At 53.5% G+C, this 18,444-nt stretch carries 14 protein-coding genes; 8 read left to right on the top strand and 6 right to left on the bottom strand.

Features of this window, described 5'->3' with window-relative positions; all coding sequences use genetic code 11:
* Position 1 precedes the first annotated feature (1 nt).
* Entirely contained in the window at positions 2–1,126 is a 1,125-nt protein-coding gene (gene prfB / locus CLV80_RS05615; RefSeq protein WP_106355741.1) for a peptide chain release factor 2, read from the top strand.
* 72 nt (positions 1,127–1,198) lie between these two features.
* Positions 1,199–1,942 carry a DUF2189 domain-containing protein gene (locus CLV80_RS05610; protein WP_106355739.1) on the top strand — a complete coding sequence of 248 codons (744 nt, stop codon included), beginning with the start codon at positions 1,199–1,201 and terminating at the stop codon, positions 1,940–1,942.
* 50 nt (positions 1,943–1,992) lie between these two features.
* On the opposite strand, the gene CLV80_RS05605 is transcribed toward CLV80_RS05610, so the two are convergent.
* The 5 genes from CLV80_RS05605 to bcp form a co-directional block, all read right to left on the bottom strand.
* The gene (locus tag CLV80_RS05605; RefSeq protein ID WP_165793333.1) at positions 1,993–3,084 is read right to left on the bottom strand and encodes a LysM peptidoglycan-binding domain-containing protein; all 1,092 of its coding nucleotides are present in this window, start codon (positions 3,082–3,084) and stop codon (positions 1,993–1,995) included.
* Between the two features lie 220 nt (positions 3,085–3,304).
* Entirely contained in the window at positions 3,305–3,805 is a 501-nt protein-coding gene (locus CLV80_RS05600; protein WP_106355734.1) for a bactofilin family protein, read from the bottom strand.
* Complete coding sequence (locus CLV80_RS05595) at positions 3,795–5,102, bottom strand: M23 family metallopeptidase (RefSeq protein WP_106356153.1); 1,308 nt, start codon at positions 5,100–5,102, stop codon at positions 3,795–3,797. Before CLV80_RS05595 ends, CLV80_RS05600 begins: the two co-directional genes overlap by 11 nt.
* 159 nt (positions 5,103–5,261) lie before the next feature.
* A complete protein-coding gene (locus CLV80_RS05590; protein WP_106355732.1) occupies positions 5,262–6,074 on the bottom strand; it encodes a ferritin-like domain-containing protein in 813 nt (270 codons plus the stop codon).
* On the bottom strand, positions 6,071–6,538 hold the full coding sequence (bcp, locus tag CLV80_RS05585) for a thioredoxin-dependent thiol peroxidase (protein WP_106355730.1): 468 nt from the start codon (positions 6,536–6,538) through the stop codon (positions 6,071–6,073). Before bcp ends, CLV80_RS05590 begins: the two co-directional genes overlap by 4 nt.
* Before the next feature lie 84 nt (positions 6,539–6,622).
* Between bcp and CLV80_RS05580 the strand changes: the two genes are divergently transcribed.
* The 6 genes from CLV80_RS05580 (at position 6,623) to uvrA (ending at position 17,549) form a co-directional block, all read left to right on the top strand.
* A complete protein-coding gene (locus tag CLV80_RS05580) occupies positions 6,623–9,913 on the top strand; it encodes an AsmA-like C-terminal region-containing protein (protein ID WP_243394435.1) in 3,291 nt (1,096 codons plus the stop codon).
* Positions 9,913–10,968 (top strand): tRNA preQ1(34) S-adenosylmethionine ribosyltransferase-isomerase QueA, encoded by a 1,056-nt coding sequence (queA, locus tag CLV80_RS05575; protein WP_106355728.1) that lies wholly within the window; start codon positions 9,913–9,915, stop codon positions 10,966–10,968. Before CLV80_RS05580 ends, queA begins: the two co-directional genes overlap by 1 nt.
* Before the next feature lie 96 nt (positions 10,969–11,064).
* On the top strand, positions 11,065–12,330 hold the full coding sequence (locus CLV80_RS05570) for an MFS transporter (protein WP_106355726.1): 1,266 nt from the start codon (positions 11,065–11,067) through the stop codon (positions 12,328–12,330).
* Positions 12,331–12,463: 133 nt separating this feature from the next.
* Positions 12,464–13,045 (top strand): DUF924 family protein, encoded by a 582-nt coding sequence (locus CLV80_RS05565; RefSeq protein WP_106355724.1) that lies wholly within the window; start codon positions 12,464–12,466, stop codon positions 13,043–13,045.
* Positions 13,046–13,148: 103 nt separating this feature from the next.
* Positions 13,149–14,543 carry a dihydrolipoyl dehydrogenase gene (lpdA, locus tag CLV80_RS05560; protein WP_106355722.1) on the top strand — a complete coding sequence of 465 codons (1,395 nt, stop codon included), beginning with the start codon at positions 13,149–13,151 and terminating at the stop codon, positions 14,541–14,543.
* Positions 14,544–14,690: 147 nt separating this feature from the next.
* The gene (uvrA, locus tag CLV80_RS05555) at positions 14,691–17,549 is read left to right on the top strand and encodes an excinuclease ABC subunit UvrA (protein ID WP_106355719.1); all 2,859 of its coding nucleotides are present in this window, start codon (positions 14,691–14,693) and stop codon (positions 17,547–17,549) included.
* A 14-nt stretch (positions 17,550–17,563) separates the two neighbouring features.
* Here the strand turns inward: uvrA and mmsB are convergent, their stop codons facing one another.
* Entirely contained in the window at positions 17,564–18,433 is an 870-nt protein-coding gene (mmsB, locus tag CLV80_RS05550; protein WP_106355717.1) for a 3-hydroxyisobutyrate dehydrogenase, read from the bottom strand.
* Positions 18,434–18,444: the final 11 nt, after the last annotated feature.

Genomic DNA, 18,444 nt, shown 5'->3' with positions numbered 1-18,444 from the left:
CATGCGCGCAGAAATCCAGACAACCGTGGAAGCGATCGAAAAGTCGCTGAACCTGCTTGCGCAGCGCATGGACCGCGAAACCGCGCCGCATCGGCTAGAAGAATTCAACGCCCGCGTTGAAGATCCGACCCTGTGGGACGATCCTGATGCGGCACAAAAACTGATGCGTGATCGTCAGATGCTGGTTGATGCGATGGCCAACTATGATGGTATCGCTCAAGAATTGGCCGACAACGTCGAGCTGATCGAATTGGGTGAAATGGAAGACGACGCCGAGGTCGTGACCGAAGCAGAAAATGGCATATTGGCGCTGCGCGAAAAAGCAGCGCAAAAAGAGCTTGAGGCACTGTTGGACGGCGAAGCCGATGCCAACGATACGTTTCTTGAAATCAACGCGGGTGCGGGCGGTACAGAAAGCTGTGATTGGGCAAATATGCTGGCGCGGATGTATGTGCGTTGGGCCGAGAAAAAAGGCTACAAGGTTGAATTGCAATCCGAGCAGTCCGGCGATGAAGCAGGCATCAAATCTGCATCATATAAGATCAGCGGTCACAACGCCTATGGGTGGTTAAAGTCCGAAAGTGGCGTGCACCGTCTGGTCCGCATTTCACCGTTCGATAGTGCCGCTAAGCGCCACACATCGTTTACGTCAGTTAAGGTCTATCCGGTTGTCGACGATAATATCGAAATCGAAGTGAACCCATCTGACATCCGTTTGGACACCTACCGTTCATCGGGTGCGGGCGGTCAGCACGTGAACACCACGGATTCCGCAGTTCGCATTACCCACTTTCCGACTGGGATCGTTGTGACGTCTTCTGAAAAGTCGCAACACCAAAACCGCGACATTGCGATGAAGGCACTGAAATCACGTTTGTATCAGATGGAGCTTGATAAACGGTCCACACTGGTCAACGAGGCGCATGAAAACGCAGGTGATGCAGGTTGGGGGAACCAAATCCGGTCGTATGTACTTCAGCCCTACCAGATGGTCAAAGACCTGCGCACAAGCTTTGAAACCTCGGACACCAAGGGCGTGCTTGATGGCGATCTTGATGGTCTGATGGGCGCGACTTTGGCGATGGATGTTTCCGGCAAAAGCCGGGCCGAGGCCAACGCCGAGTAATTTACATAGACTGGCTCGCGTTTGCTTCCTATTTTTCAATTGGGCGTATTGCCTGATTGGAGGATTTATCGAATGTCGCAGCCGGTCGTCCAGCAGCTTAAACTCGTTGACCTAAAGGCGGTATTGGCCTCAGGCATAGCCGATTTTCGAAACGCGCCTCAGTTCGGGCTGTTCTTCAGTGCCGTCTATGTCTTGGGTGGGTTTCTGTTGATCTGGCTTGGGGCAGGGCATGTCAGTTGGGTTCTGGCAACTTCGCTTGGCTTTCCGTTGGTTGCACCCTTTGCTGCTGCGGGGCTTTATGAGGTCAGCCGCAGAATAGAAAGCAGCCAGCCGCTGTTGTGGCCGCAGATCCTTGGCATTGTTTGGAACGAACGTACCCGTCAACTGCCGTGGCTGGGGGCGATCATCGTTATCTATTTCCTATTCTGGACCTTCCTCGCGCATATGATTTTCGCGTTGTTCATGGGGCTGTCGACGATGACCAATGTCTCAGAAAGCTATGAGGTATTCTTAACCCCTAACGGTTTGTCCATGATCGTGGCCGAACTGGGAATAGGGGCAGTGCTTGCGTTTATTCTATTCTCGCTGACCGTGGTCAGCCTTCCGCTGGTGTTGGACCGGGAAATAGATTTCGTGACCGCGATGATCCTGAGCGTGCAGGTCGTACGGCGCAATCCGATCGTCATGCTGATTTGGGCTGCGGTGATTGCTGTTTTATCGCTCGCGGCTTTGGTGCCGTGGTTTTTAGGCCTCATGGTCGTATTGCCGGTGTTTGGACATGCGACGTGGCATTTGTATCGGCGCGCGATTCTATAAACAAAAAGGGCGCCAAATTGGCGCCCTTTCTCATTCAGTCTTTGGACCGTTTACTGTGTTTGTGCACGGTGCGCAGACAGGTGACGGTTCACGATTTCAAACCACTGACCGTCAGCTTTGATCGAAGCGATGCCGCTGTTCATCATTGCCAGCATTTCTTCACGGTGTGGGTTCGATTTTGCGATAACAGGGCTTAGGTTCAGAACCTTGGTCAGCTGTTCGTTCAGCATGATTTGGTCTTGTGCGCCGAGTTCCAGAACAGCGCCTTGGCCGGGATCAACCGCAATGACGACGACATCATATGTGCCATCGAGCAGACCAGCCATACAGCTAGTGATCAGACCCTCTTGGCCGAACTTGATCGCTGGTTCGACAAGACCGTCTTCTTCCAGAACGAATGTTTCATATCCGTCAGGGCGACAGATGCTTTTGCCTGCCAGCTCTGCGTGGGTCGCAGGCAAAGGTTCGCCAGCGCGTCCGAAGTACCCCAACAGGATTTCGAACATCGGGTCAGACCATTCAAAGTTGTTGCAACGGAATTTTGCGTCATCTCCGAGCTGATCAATCAGATCGCAGGGGGGTTCATACCACGCTGTTGCAAAGTCATAGGCGTTGTCTGTTAACAGTGGCTGCAAGTGCGAGCCCCAGTCGTTGATAAAATCGATCTTATATTCTGGGCTGCCATCCGCAGCAGCCAATGCAACGTTGGTCAGTTCGGTAATCATGCCGCCCTGTTCTTGGCTTTCGTCAAAGTAGGGGGCCCAATCAGTTGCTGTAACAACGCGAATACCGGTGCCAGTCGGCGCGGCGAGCTGTTCGGTTGTGACAACTTTGCGAATAGCAGCTTCATTCGCCTGTGATTCTGTTTGGCCATCAAGGCAGGGGATATAGATCACTTGGCCAAGTGAGATGAGGCCAGGGTTTGGGCCGATAGATTCCGCATTCGCGCTATAGATAATTTGAAAGTCGGCCGCTGATCCGTAAACTTTTGCGGCAATGCCGGACAGTGAATCACCAGTCGCAATCGTATAAGGACCACCACAGGACACATCTTGGGCGGCCGCGCTATGTGCTGAAATCGTAAAGCCGATGGCTGCAACACCAACGGAAAGGGCCCGCAACGCGGGTTTGAAATAGTTCACTGGTTTCTCCATATGTGACTGGTCTTAATTTTTATTGACTAGTTAATCAAAGATACTCTGGAACAACCTAAGAGATCGTTGAAACAAGCGGCTGAAATCAGACCGGTTCGCGGCATTTTTCTGGCAATTACGCTTTATTTTGAAGAGTTAAGCGCTTTGTCGTCAAATAAGAAAAGGCGCCCAATGGGGCGCCCTTTGAGTATCTGCTAATGCCTAATAATTAGGACTTAGCGCTGTCCGCTGCGGCGGCTGTTGGCATCTTTTTTGAGCCGGTTGAAAGCGGATCATCCTGACGCTGAACAGAGCCTTCAAAATGGGCGCCGCTCTCTATCGCGATGGTCTTGTGAATGATGTCGCCTTCGACGCGTGCAGTCGATGTCAGGCGCACTTTTAGGCCTCGCACACGACCAACAACGCGGCCGTTTACGACCACGTCGTCTGCAACAACTTCACCCTTGATCGTAGCGCCTTCGCCGACTGTCAGCAGGTGCGCACGAATGTCGCCTTCTACTTGACCTTCGACTTGGATGTCGCCGCTGGTTTTTAGGTTACCAGTGATCAGCAAGTCAGAGGACAGCATCGATGCTGCTGGCTTTGCCTTAGGAGGAGCTGCCTTGAAGTCCGAACCTGACGCAGCGGTTTTTGTCGCGTCAGCGGCTTTGGGTGTTTCGGTGTCGGCCGACTTGGGCCCCGGTTCATTGATTTTGGATTTAGAAAACATCTTGTCCAGCTCTTATATAGATCATGGGGTTAACGGGCTCGCCTCCGACGCGAACCTCGTAGTGAAGGTGTGGGCCAGTCGAACGACCTGAGTTGCCCATATCACCAATTCGTTCTCCGCGCGAGACTCTTTGCCCGACGGTCACGTTCATTGCACTTAAGTGTGCGTATCTTGTCTCAATACCAAAATCATGTTGGATTTTAATGAGCCTTCCATACCCGCTCGACCATCCTGCGTGTACGACGCGGCCATCAGCAGTGGCGTAGATGGGGGTGCCGATTGGGCCCGCAAAATCTGTACCGGCATGTAGGCGTCCCCAGCGCTGGCCAAAGCCGGACGTAAAGCGGAAGTTGGCCTTCACCGGGATATCGAATGGCGCCTTTTCGGCGGCAATGCGGTAAAGGTTTATACGGTCCATCGACGACAAGATTGCATTTGCACGCAGTGCGTCGGGATCAGGTTGACCGCCGCGCGTCGAAAACTGGATCGGTGTAAGGGGGCCACCTTGGCCTGAATATCCGCGACGCACTTGATCAATCATGCTTTCGGGGTTCATGCCTGCTGCGCGGAACATATCATCAAGTGGCTCGACGGACACCAACATAGCTTCTTCGAGTTGGCGGAAGATCTGGTCGTTGCGTTCTTGAAGAAGACGCAGTTCAAGTTCGACCTCTTGAGCATGGCTGATTGCGAATTCGGCATCAGCGGCGATCAAGTCACGTTCGGCGGCAGTTTCGGCCAAGGCATTGGCAAGCAAATCAACTGTGCCGACCGCTTCTTCGCTGATAGCGGCAACCGCGTCCGGATCAACTTCTTCGGTCAATGTCGCGACTTGTGCGCGGGCTTCTTCGCGGGCTTTCATTGTATCGCGCAACGTGGATTGCACCACATCCAGCCCCGTTTCCAACTCGCGTCGCTTTTCCTCGGTGGCGAGCAATTCCGATTGCATGATCGAAATCTGACGCAACGCTGAGTTAAAGCGTTCTTGCGCAGCAGCAGCTTCTTGAGCGCGCGTGTCACGTTCTGACGAAAGTGCATTTAGGCGCTGTTCATAAGTCATCTGATCGCGTTGTGCTTGGGCGCGGAAATTTCCGGCACCAATACTATCCATCAGCAAGATTGCCGTGGCGACGATCGTCCATGCCACAACAACCGTACAGCCAATCCAAGCGATGAGCTGTGTTTCCGACTTTAGCCGAATGAACCTTGTTTCTGAATCTGATCTCAGGAAAAGGCGGCGTTCTGGGAACCAGCGTTCCAAAACGGTATGAATGTTTTTTGTCAGGCGTGATCGCACGATGAGGTCCTGTGTCGTCCCATTGATATTTGCTGGTCCCCACACCAGCGTTGCATACGTCTGTAAGCAGGCAAACGCCGCGCTGCAAGAAATTTGCGCAATGCCTGCGGGAACACGCCACCACTGGTTGTGATTGCGCGAAGCGCCGCCGTGTTTGGTCTATTTCTTGTGCTGTTCGGTCAATGGCCAATAGAAATCGGGCGGAATCCCTGCTTCAGCGCGCTTTTCTTCGTTGAAAGGCGGTTTCAATGAAGAATGAAAATACTTGCGCACAAGTTCATGAAACACCCCAGTCGGGTCGAGATCATGACGCCCACACAAAAAATTGAACCATTTCGCCCCGTAAGACACGTGATGCACTTCTTCTGCGTAGATGGTTTCAAGCGCCGCAACGGCTGATTTATTTTTCGCCTGTTTAAAGATATTGATCATGCCGGGTGTCACGTCTAGCCCGCGCGCCTCTAGGACCATGGGGACAACAGCCAGCCGCCCCATCAGATCATCGACGGTATCTTCGGCTGCACGCCACATCCCTGCATGTGCGGGCAAAGCACCATAGTGGCTGCCCAACTCCTCAAGGCAATCACACATCAGGTTAAAGTGTTTTGATTCCTCATCGGCGGATTTCACCCAATCATCGTAATAGCCAAGTGGTAGTTGGATATGTGCAAAACGAGGGATGATGTCCCAGTGCAAATCAATCGCGTTTAGTTCGATATGCGCAACCGCATGCAAAAGCGCGATCCGTCCTTCTTCAGTGCCGGGTTTGCGGTGTGGCACATCGCGCGGGTCCAACAGTTCTGGCTTTTCGGGTCTTGCTGCGCGTAGCGGTGGTTTCGCATGACCGATTTCTGGTGGTGTGCCGTTTGCGCGCGCCGCGCGCCACTGGGCGGCGTATTCGCGTGATAGGGCAGCTTTTGCGCGACCGTTCGCAGTGTTTAGTACTGCGACAGCCATTTCCGAAAGTGTCATAGATCGCGTACCGCTTGTAGGACGTCTTCGACGTGGCCGGGAACACGTACTTTGCGCCACACCTGTGCGATGTTACCATCAGCATTAATAAGGTACGTCGCGCGTTCGATGCCCATGAATGTTTTGCCATACATCTTTTTCTCGACCCAGATGCCATAGCGTTCGCAGACATCGCCGTCTTCGTCGGACAAGAGCGCGATTTTTAGGTTTTGTTTGGCGACAAAATTATCGTGCTTTTTGATCGAATCTTTGGAAACACCAAGGATAACGGTGTTCAGCGCATCGAAATCCGCAACGTTTTCTGTGAAGCCGATGGCTTCTTTGGTGCAGCCGGGCGTGCTGTCGCGGGGGTAAAAGTAGACAACCACATTTTTGCCTGCGAAATCCGCCAAATTCACAATTTCGCCGCCGTCTCGGGGCAGGGTGATGTCCGGTGCTTTGTCGCCGACAGAAAGAAGGGTCATGGTGCGTCCTTTTGTACGTTGTGCTTTTGTTTTAACTCGGCACAAGCAAAGATAAAGGGCCAATGACCCTAAAGCGGAGTGATCGTGGACGAAACCGACGAACAAACACAGACCGAACCGACAGGTAAACCGTGCAGGCGTTGGGGGCGGTGGTTTTTTTGTTTGCGTGCGCTTTTTGTGATTTGTCTTGCTCCGGTGATTTTTGCTGGTGTTGCTGCGGTGATGATGATCAATCGCGAAATCACTGCGCCGTCTTGGATCGTTGAACAGATTGAAGCGCGTGCGTCCGAAGTGTTGGACGGTGCGCAATTAGATTTTGGAACAATTACCGCGCGTATCGGTCGTGACCTACATCCACATGTGCGGCTGGTTGATACACGTTTGTTCGACCGCGATGGCGTGATGTTGACCCGTGTTCCTGTTGTCGAAGGTATGATGTCTCCGCGTGGGTTGATCCTGCGTCACGAGGTCATGATGCAAGAAATTCGTCTTATTGGTGCGCAGATTAATCTGCGCCGCGCGCGCGATGGGACTGTCGCTGTTGCCTTGGCATCGGATGCCGCAGAGGTCAGTCAGGCGCGATCTATTCCCGAGCTTTTAGACCAACTTGATCAGGTGTTTGAACGCCCGCAGTTGGAAGCATTGGAAACTGTGCGTGCAGAAGGATTGATTGTAAACTTTGATGATGCGCGTGCGCGGCGCAGTTGGGTCGTGGATGGCGGTACGCTTGCGTTGGATTTACGCAATGGTGAAACCGCGTTGCGTGGGAATCTTAGCTTATTGTCTGGCCGTGCAGAGGTCACGACCGTTACACTTTCTTACAGTAGCCCACGCGGAAGCCGTGCTGCACAGTTTGCCGTGAATATTGACGACGCCATAACAAGCGACATTGCGGCGCAATCGCCCGCGTTAACTTGGTTGCGCGATGTCGAAGCCCCGATTTCAGCGGCATTGCGGACTGAATTGGACGAAAACGGTGCGCTTGGCCCGCTGAGCGCGACACTGGAAATTGGTCAAGGTGCGTTGCAGCCAAATGAAGCGACGCAGCCAGTACAGTTTGAATCCGCTAAGGCGTATCTTACCTACGATCCCGTACACGATAAAATTTCTTTCACAGACATCGCGTTGGAAACTGAGTGGGGCAGTTTACGTGCGAACGGAGATGCGTATCTGCGTGAAATTATCGATGGGCTGCCGCATGCGCTTTTGGGACAGTTTCATTTTCGGGACGTCGCGCTGAACCCGCTAGGGCTTTATGACGTGACGCCGACTGTTGAAGCGGCATCTGTTGATCTTCGGTTGCGGTTTGATCCGTTTCGGATTGAAATTGGACAGATGGTGGCCAGTAACGACGGGTTACAAGTGCTTTCAAGCGGGAGCCTGACCGCCGCAGATGATGGTTGGATTGGCACGTTTGACAGTAGCATCAATGAAATTTCCCCAGATCAGCTGCTGGCGTTTTGGCCGCCAACTGTTAAGCCGCGTACCCGAAATTGGATTTCACAGAACCTTTCGCAAGGCCATGTGATCAACGGGAATGTGGGCATTCGTGTCGCACCGGGGCGACCCCGCGATGTTGCACTAGGGTTTGAGTTCGAAGATGCAGATATTCGTTTCTTGCGTCAAATGCCGTTAATTAACGGGGGCGCTGGCGTCGCATCTATCATTGACCACCGTTTTGTTGTGACCTTAGACAAGGGCACTGTCGTGCCAGCCCAAGGCGGTTCAATTGACGTAACGGGTACAACTTTTACCATTCTTGATACCCGCGAAAAGCCAAGTAACGGTGTCGTCGACTTGGCGTTGGACGGTTCTGTGACCTCTGTCCTGTCGGTCCTGAACGAAGAACCGTTTACGTTTCTGGATAAAGCCGGAAAGCCAGTTACCCTCGCCGATGGGCGGGCAGAAGTTGGCGGGCAAATTACTTTCCCATTACGACGTGGATTGACGTTAGATGAACTTGGGCTTGATGTTCGTGCAGACCTGCGGGGCGTGCGTAGTGATGTGCTGATACCCGGTCGTCGCTTCGCTGCGGCTCAGCTTGAGGTTGCGGTCAGCAATGAAGGGCTGACAATTAGCGGTCCTGTGCGTTTGGGGGGCGTGGCTGCGGATGGCGCTTGGACCCAGCGGTTTGGGGTTGAACATGCCGGTCGCAGTCAGGTTTCGGCACGCGTTGCGCTTTCTCAGGTGTTTATGGACGAATTTAATATTGGGCTGCCGCCGGGGACAATCAGCGGTAACGGGCGCGGGGATCTGACACTTGATCTGACGAAGGGGCGGTCGCCTGCATTTTCGCTTGTTTCAAACCTGCGTGGTTTGCGCGTTGCAATTCCGGCCGTTGGCTGGGTGAAGCCTGCAGACCAAGACGGAAATTTACGCATATCAGGCACGCTGGGTGCGGTTCCGTCAGTCGATCGGTTGCAGGTAAGCGGTGCTGGATTGACTGCCGAAGGTCAGATACGGCTGTCTGCCGATGGTGGTCTTGATACGGCACGATTTACGCGGCTTGAAATCGGGAATTGGTTAGATGCGCCGATTACACTGCAAGGGCGCGGGCAAGGCCAGCCAGTTGGAGTTGTGATCAATGGTGGTCGTTTGGATCTACGCCGTGCTAGTTTTGGGGCAAGCACAGGCGAAGGTGGGCCAATGCAGATCGCCCTTGATCGATTGCAAATCACCGAGGGTATTGCGCTCACGGCCTTTAGCGGGAACTTTAATGGCACTGGCGGTTTTTCGGGACAGTTTCGTGGGCAACTGAATGGCGTGGCACCTGTCGAAGGTGTCGTTGCGCCAAGGAACGGCAGGTCGGCTGTCCGCTTAAGCAGTAATGATGCGGGGGCTGTCATTCGCGCGGCAGGTTTCATGGATAACGCTAGCGGTGGTGACGTGACGCTGATCCTGCTGCCTGCTGGTGTCGAAGGTACCTTTGATGGTACGCTTTCGGTCAGTGATCTGCGCGTACGTGATGCGCCAACGATTGCTGCGCTTTTGGATGCTATCAGCGTGGTTGGCTTGTTGCAGCAATTGGATGGGCAGGGGCTTCGGTTTGACGATGTGGACGCAAAGTTCCGGCTGACGCCTCAGCAAGTCATCGTGTCAGAGGCCAGTGCCGTTGGTCCGGGACTTGGCATTTCGATTGATGGCATCTACACGCTGGCCAGCAAACAGATTGATCTGCAGGGCGTTGTGTCTCCGTTCTATTTGGTGAACAGCATTGGTTCTTTTTTAACCCGCAAGGGAGAAGGGCTGATCGGGTTTAACTTTAATATCGGCGGCACATCAGATGCCCCTCGGGTCAGCGTAAACCCATTATCGGCACTGACACCGGGCATATTCCGGGAAATCTTTCGCCGTGCGCCACCGGAAACGAATTGATGAAGCTAAGTGACTTTGATTTTGAGCTGCCCGAGGAATTGATCGCGACACGGCCCGCGCGGCCACGGAGTTCAGCCAAGCTGTTGCTCGCGGATAGAGACGGGGTCGCAGATCGCGTCGTTTCGGATTTGGTAGACATTCTAAAACTGGGCGATCGGCTTGTTTTGAATGACACTAAGGTTATCCCCGCGCGTCTGACGGGCCAGCGTTTTCGCGACGGAGAGCATGGTTTAACCAGCTCTAAGATCGAAGTCACCTTGCTTGAGCCGCGCTCATCAGGAGATTGGGCAGCGTTGGTAAAGCCGTTGCGCAAAATTCGTGACGGTGAAACAATCGTGTTTTCGGAAGTGTTATCCGCGACTGTGACGGGACGTGCAGACGGACAGGCGTTTTTACAATTCAACCTGACGGGCGACAATTTTGATGCCGCCTTGGCTGATGTGGGGGCGATGCCCTTACCACCATATATCGCGGCTAAACGGCCAGCTGATGAAGCGGATAAAGAAGACTACCAAACATATTGGGCACGTAATGCAGGTGCTGTGGCTGCACCAACTGCATCGCTGCATTTCGATGGGCCGTTGCTGGATGCGCTTAGGGCGCGCGGTGTGGAATTTACCCACGTCACTTTGCATGTTGGAGCAGGGACATTCCTACCGGTGAAAGTTGATGATGTACGTGATCATAAAATGCATTCCGAATGGGGTGAGGTCACGGAACAGGCTGTTGACGAGATCAATGCCACCAAGGCCGCAGGCGGGCGCATTATTCCTGTTGGTACGACGGCGTTGCGATTGATCGAAACGGCGGCAAAGTCAGGTACGTTGAAGCCGTGGGTGGGGCCAACCGATATTTTCATTACGCCGGGGTTCCAGTTTCAGGTGACTGACGGGTTGATGACAAATTTCCATTTACCCAAGTCAACGCTGATGATGTTGGTGTCCGCACTCATGGGCGTCCAACGCGTCAAAGACATCTATTCTCATGCAATTGGAACGGGTTATCGATTCTTTAGTTACGGCGATGCATCACTGTTGTTGCCAACAAAACCTTAAGCGACGCGAACAAGCAAGACAGCGTCGTTTTCGTGTGATGAACTTGGATCAGAATCATCCATAGGAGCGATCTGCCAACACACGAAGGGGCGCACGATGTTACAGGTTTTTACTGGCTCATGGGCCTTGTTCGTAGGGATGTTTATGCTGATGGTCGGAAACGGCCTTCAGGGGACCTTGCTAGGTCTGCGTGGTGACCAAGAAGGGTTCAGTACGCTTGCACTGTCCATTGTTATGTCTGCCTATTTTGTCGGCTTTTTGTTTTCGTCACGCTACACGCCAGAATTGATCCGCCGTGTCGGGCATGTTCGGGTGTTTGCCGCGATGGGGTCTTTGATCTCGGCTGTTTTGATCTGTTACCCCGTCCTGCTAGAGCCGTGGGCCTGGACGATTGGCCGGGTTATCATCGGGTTCTGTTTTTGCGGTGTGTATATCACAGCAGAAAGCTGGCTGAATAACGCGGCGACCAACGAAAACCGTGGCAAGGCGCTGTCCGTCTATATGATCGTTCAAATGGCAGGGATCGTCTTTGCACAGTGGATCGTCAGCCGCGGTGACGTTTCCGGCTATACGCTATTTATCATCCCATCAGTGATGGTGTCCTTGGCGTTTGCGCCGGTTTTGTTGTCTGCGCGTCCAATGCCAGCGTTTGAAACAACAAAACGTATGAAAATCAAAGACCTGATCGCCGCTTCTCCGCTGGCGTGTTTCGGGATGTTTATGCTGGGTGGCGTATTTGCAGCCCAGTTCGGCATGTCCGCTGTCTATGGCAACCGGGTGGGGCTGACTGTTGGTGAAATCTCTTTCTTTGTATCCGCGATCTATGTCGGTGCACTGGTCCTTCAGTATCCCATCGGTTGGCTGTCTGATCGCATGGATCGCCGTTTCCTGATCATTGGGCTTGCATTCATTGGTGGCGCTGGGTCGCTTGTTGCATACTTCATCACTGATAATTTTGCGGTCATCGTATTTAGCGGCGCTGTTGTCGGTGGGATGTCAAACCCGCTGTATGCGCTGCTGTTGGCCTATGCGAACGATTACCTCGACAAAGAAGACATGGCAGCCGGTTCAGGAGGTTTCTTGTTCGTGAACGGGGTAGGCGCAATTGCGGGCCCGCTGATCGTTGGCCGGATGATGGATGTGATCGGAAACAGCGGGTATTGGCTGTTCACTGCGGTGCTCATGCTCGCGATTGGGGCCTACGGTTTATACCGGATGACACAGCGTCCTCGTGCTGATCTTGATATGGAGGTCGTGCCTTATGCGCCGGTTTCAGCGGCTTCAACGCCCATCGTCGCAGAAGTGGCGCAAGAGGTCTATATCGAGGCTGGCGAAGAGGATGAGGCCATCGAGCCAGCCTAATTCTGATGCCAGAACGACACTGTTGGTGACATGCTGAAAGATCATGTGACCAATAGTGGTCTGTAACATCTTGTCAGATCGTCACTTGTCTGCTTGGCTTGACCCAGCGACATGTTGGTTGAGGAGTGGAGCCATGGTAACCCCTGAAGAGGTGTTGGCGTTTTGGTTGGATGAGTGCACACCTGCGGATTGGTATAAATCGGATCCGGCGTTTGACGCGCTCATACGTGAACGATTTCTAGAAACCTGGGAAGAGGCGGATGCAGGTGCTTGTGGGCTTTGGCTGACTTACCCGAGCGGCACGCTTGCTTACATCATCCTGACCGATCAGTTCCCGCGCAACATGTTCCGCGATGAAGGCAAGGCATTCGCAACAGACCGTGTCGCGCTCGCGGCGGCGAAAATGGCGATTGACCGCAATTGGGATATGAAGATCGACGAACCCGCACGGCAGTTTTTCTATCTGCCACTCATGCATTCTGAATGTTTAAGTGACCAAGATCGCGCGGTCCGGTTGTTTCATTCCCAAATGCCGCAAAGCGGGGCAAGTAACATTGATCACGCCTGCGCGCATCGCACTGTGATACGTGACTTTGGGCGTTTTCCATATAGAAACAAAGCATTATGTCGTGAGACTACGGTGTCAGAGCAAGAGTTTTTGGATGCAGGTGGCTACCGCGCGGCCTATCAGGCACAACTAGAAAGCGTCGCTTAGTCCCCGTTGCGCAGATCAAATGCCTGTTATGACCCAAGGTCACTAGAGGTCCGCTGAGAAATAGTTTAGTGTTCAACTAATTTCAGATTTGGAGGATCAGCGCATGGCTGCGAAGAACTTTGACATGATCGTAATCGGCGCTGGCCCGGGTGGCTATGTGGCTGCAATCCGTGGCGCGCAACTCGGCCTAAACGTCGCCGTGATCGAGCGTGAAAACCTTGGCGGTATCTGCCTGAATTGGGGCTGTATCCCAACGAAAGCGCTGCTGCGTTCGTCTGAGGTGTTTCATCTTATGCACCGTGCCAAAGAGTTTGGCCTGTCGGCTGATGGCATTGGCTATGATTTGGATGCTGTCGTCAAACGTTCGCGCGGTGTTGCCAAGCAGATGGAAGGCGGCGTGAAGCACCTTTTGAAAAAGAACAAGGTCACCGTCATCATGGGCGAGGCCACGATCCCGGCTAAAGGTAAGGTATCGGTCAAATCTGATGCCGGTACCGAAGAACTGACCGCCAAGAACATCGTTCTGGCAACTGGCGCTCGCGCCCGCAACCTGCCAGGCCTTGAGGCCGATGGCGAACGTGTTTGGTCCTATCGTCATGCCTTGGTGCCACCACATCAGCCGAAAAAGCTATTGGTGATTGGCTCTGGTGCTATCGGGATCGAATTTGCGAGCTTCTACAACACGCTAGGCGCTGACACGACTGTGGTCGAAGTCATGGACCGTGTGCTGCCCGTAGAAGACGCCGAAATCAGCGCCTTCGCGAAAAAGCAGTTCGAGAAGCAGGGCATGAAGATCATGGAGAAATCCGTGGTCAAGCAGCTTGATCGTACAAAAACCAAAGTAACAGCCCACATCGAAACGGGCGGCAAGGTTATCAAAGAAGAATTCGACACTGTGATCAGTGCCGTTGGCATCGTTGGCAACGTCGAAGGTCTGGGTCTTGAGGGCCTCGGTGTCAAAATTGATCGCACCCATGTTGTGACAGATGAATTCTGCCGCACTGGTGTTGATGGTCTATATGCGATTGGCGATATTGCTGGTGCACCGTGGCTTGCGCACAAAGCATCCCATGAGGGTGTGATGGTGGCCGAAGTTATCGCAGGTAAGCACGCGCATCCCGTGAAACCGGAAAGCATCGCTGGCTGTACATATTGTCATCCTCAGGTGGCCAGCGTCGGCTACACCGAAGCGAAAGCCAAAGAATTGGGTTACGACGTGAAGGTCGGAAAATTCCCGTTCATCGGTAACGGTAAAGCCGTCGCGCTTGGCGAACCAGAAGGCATGGTGAAAACTGTGTTTGACGCCAAGACCGGCGAATTGCTGGGTGCGCATATGGTTGGCGCCGAAGTGACAGAGCTGATCCAAGGCTATGTCGTGGGGCGTCAGTTGGAAACAACCGAAGAAGACTTGATGAATACAGTCTTCCCACACCCCACATTGTCAGAGATGATGCACGAAAGCGTGCTGGCTGCTTACGGTAAAGCGATCCATATCTAAGCGTTTCGACGATTTATGCAAAGGGCGGCTCTGAGCGAGCTGCCCTTTTTGCGTTTGATTTCTCTTGTTCCTTTAATGTTCTCATTTTTTGGTTGGATAGTTGGTATTCGTCTACTATCTGTTAACTGAAAATCCTGCGGGGGCCTTATGGCAGAGCTGAAGAACATCGAAGTGCGCGGCGCGCGCGAGCATAACCTTAAAAACATCGATGTGGATATTCCGCGCGATCAGCTGGTGGTTATCACTGGGCTGTCGGGTTCTGGGAAATCGTCGCTGGCGTTTGATACGATCTATGCCGAAGGCCAACGCCGCTATGTCGAGAGCCTGTCCGCCTATGCGCGGCAGTTCCTTGATATGATGGAAAAGCCCGATGTGGATCACATTAGTGGCTTGTCGCCAGCGATTTCGATCGAACAAAAGACAACGTCGAAAAACCCGCGTTCGACCGTCGGTACGATCACTGAAATTTACGACTACATGCGTTTGCTGTTTGCGCGGGCAGGGACGCCGTTCAGCCCCGCGACTGGTCTGCCGATTGAGGCGCAGCAAGTTCAAGACATGGTTGATCGTGTCATGGGCCTAGAAGAGGGCACTCGGGGCTATCTGCTTGCCCCGATTATTCGTGACCGCAAGGGCGAATATCGCAAGGAGTTCCTAGAGCTGCGCAAGCAGGGTTTTCAGCGGGTAAAGGTCGACGGCGAATTCTATGAATTGGACGAGCCGCCGACGTTGGATAAGAAGTTCCGCCATAACATCGATGTGGTCGTTGACCGGATCGTTGTACGCGAAGGGTTGGAAACACGGCTTGCCGATAGTTTCCGTACTGCGCTTGATCTGGCGGATGGCATCACCGTTCTTGAAACAGCCCCATCTGAGGGCGAGCCAGAGCGTATTACATTTTCCGAAAACTTTGCCTGTCCGGTGTCGGGGTTCACAATCCCCGAGATCGAACCGCGCCTGTTTTCGTTCAACGCGCCTTTTGGTGCCTGCCCAAGCTGTGATGGTCTTGGCGTAGAGCTGTTCTTTGATGCGGGGCTTTGTGTGCCTGATGTGACGTTGAAAATCGCTGATGGTGCGATTGCACCGTGGCGCAAAGGAAAGTCGCCTTATTTCTTGCAGACCATCGAAGCCATTGCAAAGCACTATGGTTTCAACAAGAATTCGCGCTGGAAAGACCTAGACCCAAAGGTACAGAACGTATTCCTCTACGGATCAGGTAAAGAAGAGATCAAGTTCCGCTATGACGAAGGCGGGCGTGTCTATCAGGTTGAACGTGCGTTCGAAGGCGTGATCCCGAATATGGAACGCCGCTATCGCGAGACGGACAGCAACTGGATCCGCGAGGATTTTGAACAGTACCAGAACAACCGGCCTTGTGGCACCTGCGGCGGTTACCGTCTGCGCCAAGAAGCATTGGCAGTGAAGATCGGTGGTCTGCACGCAGGGCAAGTGGTGCAGATGTCAATCAAGGACGCGTATGACTGGTGTCTTGCGGTGCCTGATCAATTGACCACGCAAAAGAACGAAATAGCCAAGGCGATCCTTAAGGAAATTAGTGAACGTCTTGGGTTCTTGAATAACGTCGGGTTGGAGTATCTGACGTTGGCCCGAAATTCAGGCACGCTTTCTGGTGGTGAAAGCCAGCGGATCAGGTTGGCGTCTCAGATCGGGTCGGGGCTGCAGGGCGTATTGTACGTGCTGGATGAGCCGTCGATCGGGTTGCACCAACGCGACAATGACCGCCTGCTGACGACGTTGAAGAACCTACGTGATCAAGGGAATACCGTGATCGTGGTGGAACACGACGAAGAAGCCATTCGCGAAGCCGACTATGTCTTTGACATTGGCCCAGGTGCGGGTGTGCATGGCGGGCAGGTGGTGGCCAAAGGTACCCCTGCTGAAATCATGGCGAACGCTGCATCGATTACAGGACAATACTTAACGGGCACCCGCGAAATTGCCGTGCCGGCCAAGCGCCGCAAGGGCAACAAAAAGAAGCTGACCGTTGTAAAAGCGACAGGGAACAACCTTAAGAACGTCACCGTCGATTTCCCATTGGGGCAGTTCGTTTGTGTGACAGGTGTTTCTGGGGGCGGGAAATCCACCCTGACGATTGAGACGCTGTTCAAGAACGCATCGCAAAAGCTAAACGGCTCGCGGCAGGCGCCAGCGCCTTGTGAAACGATCAAAGGGTTCGAACATCTGGATAAGGTGATCGACATTGACCAGCGTCCAATTGGCCGGACACCACGGTCAAACCCGGCGACTTATACTGGTGCGTTTACTCCGATCCGCGATTGGTTCGCTGGCATGCCGGAGGCCAAAGCACGCGGTTACAAACCGGGCCGCTTTTCGTTCAACGTGAAGGGCGGGCGTTGCGAGGCCTGTCAGGGCGACGGTGTCATCAAAATCGAGATGCACTTCTTGCCAGATGTCTACGTGACCTGTGAAACTTGTAAGGGCGCGCGCTATAACCGCGAGACGCTTGAGATCAAGTTTAAGGGAAATTCCATCGCCGATGTGCTTGATATGACAGTGGAAGATGCGCAAGAATTCTTTAGCGCGGTGCCGTCGATCCGGTCGAAAATGGATGCGCTGATGCGCGTTGGGTTGGGCTATATTAAGGTGGGCCAACAGGCGACGACCTTGTCTGGTGGCGAAGCGCAACGCGTGAAACTATCAAAAGAATTGGCGCGCCAATCTACGGGTCGTACGCTGTATATCTTGGATGAGCCGACCACAGGTCTGCATTTCGAAGACGTTCGCAAACTGCTTGAGGTGCTGCACGAGCTTGTTGATCAGGGCAATTCGGTTGTTGTGATCGAACACAACCTCGACGTGGTAAAAACTGCTGACTACATCATCGACATAGGCCCAGAGGGTGGCGATGGCGGTGGGCGCGTGGTTGCGAACGGCACACCCGAAAAGGTTGCCGAAGTCACCGAGAGCCATACAGGGCGATACCTGAAAGAGATGCTAGGCGCCAAGACCGTCGCAGCTGAATGAATTGACGCGTGGCATCAGTTTTCGTGATGCCGCGCGACAAATCGGGGCAACATTGATGAAAAGTCTTTGCCGCGGCCATCTTCGTTTTCGACGAAATCTGCGTAAAGGTCGCGCGCGGCCTGTCCTATTGGCGTATCTGCATCGGCAGCGGCTGCTGCCATTTGCGATAGATTCAGGTCTTTGAGCATCAGCTCAGCCGCGAAGCCGGGGATGTAGTCGTTGTCAGCAGGGCTGTTCGGTCCAATGCCGGGGGCAGGACAGTAGGTGTTCATGGACCAGCTTGATCCGCTGGATGTGCTAACCACATCGAACATCGCTTGCCGATCGAGACCTAGTTTATCCGCCAGCGCGAATGCCTCGCAGGTGGCAATCATGGTGACGCCAAGGATCATGTTGTTGCAGATTTTCGCGGCTTGACCACTGCCTGCATCACCGCAATGCACTGCCTTTTGCCCCATGATGTTGAACAGAGGTTGTACGGCTGCAAAGGCGTCCGGGGCGCCGCCGGCCATAAATGTCAGTGTGCCATTGCTGGCACCGCCGATACCACCTGACACAGGTGCGTCTACGGCCTTTAGCCCGTGGGTTGCAGCCTTATCCGCGACATACCGTGCAGAGTCGACGTCGACCGTTGAGCAGTCCAAATGAATTGCCCCTGAGGGCATCACAGGGTGAATTTCATTTGAAACTGATTGTAATATCTCACCGTTAGGAAGCATGGTGATAACGACATCTGCGTCTTTGGCGACGAGTGTGGCACTTGCCGCCAAAGGAATACCGTCAGGTTTGGCCGAAGGATCGTAGCCCACAACTTCATGGCTATCCATAAGGTTGCGCGCCATTGGGGCACCCATGTTGCCTAGTCCAATAAACCCGATTTTCATGTCGTTCCCTC

The sequence above is a fragment of the Yoonia maritima genome, assembly GCF_003003285.1.
Lineage (GTDB): Bacteria > Pseudomonadota > Alphaproteobacteria > Rhodobacterales > Rhodobacteraceae > Yoonia > Yoonia maritima.
Note: the sequence above shows the minus strand (reverse complement) of the source record. Positions and strands in the feature narration are given on the sequence as shown.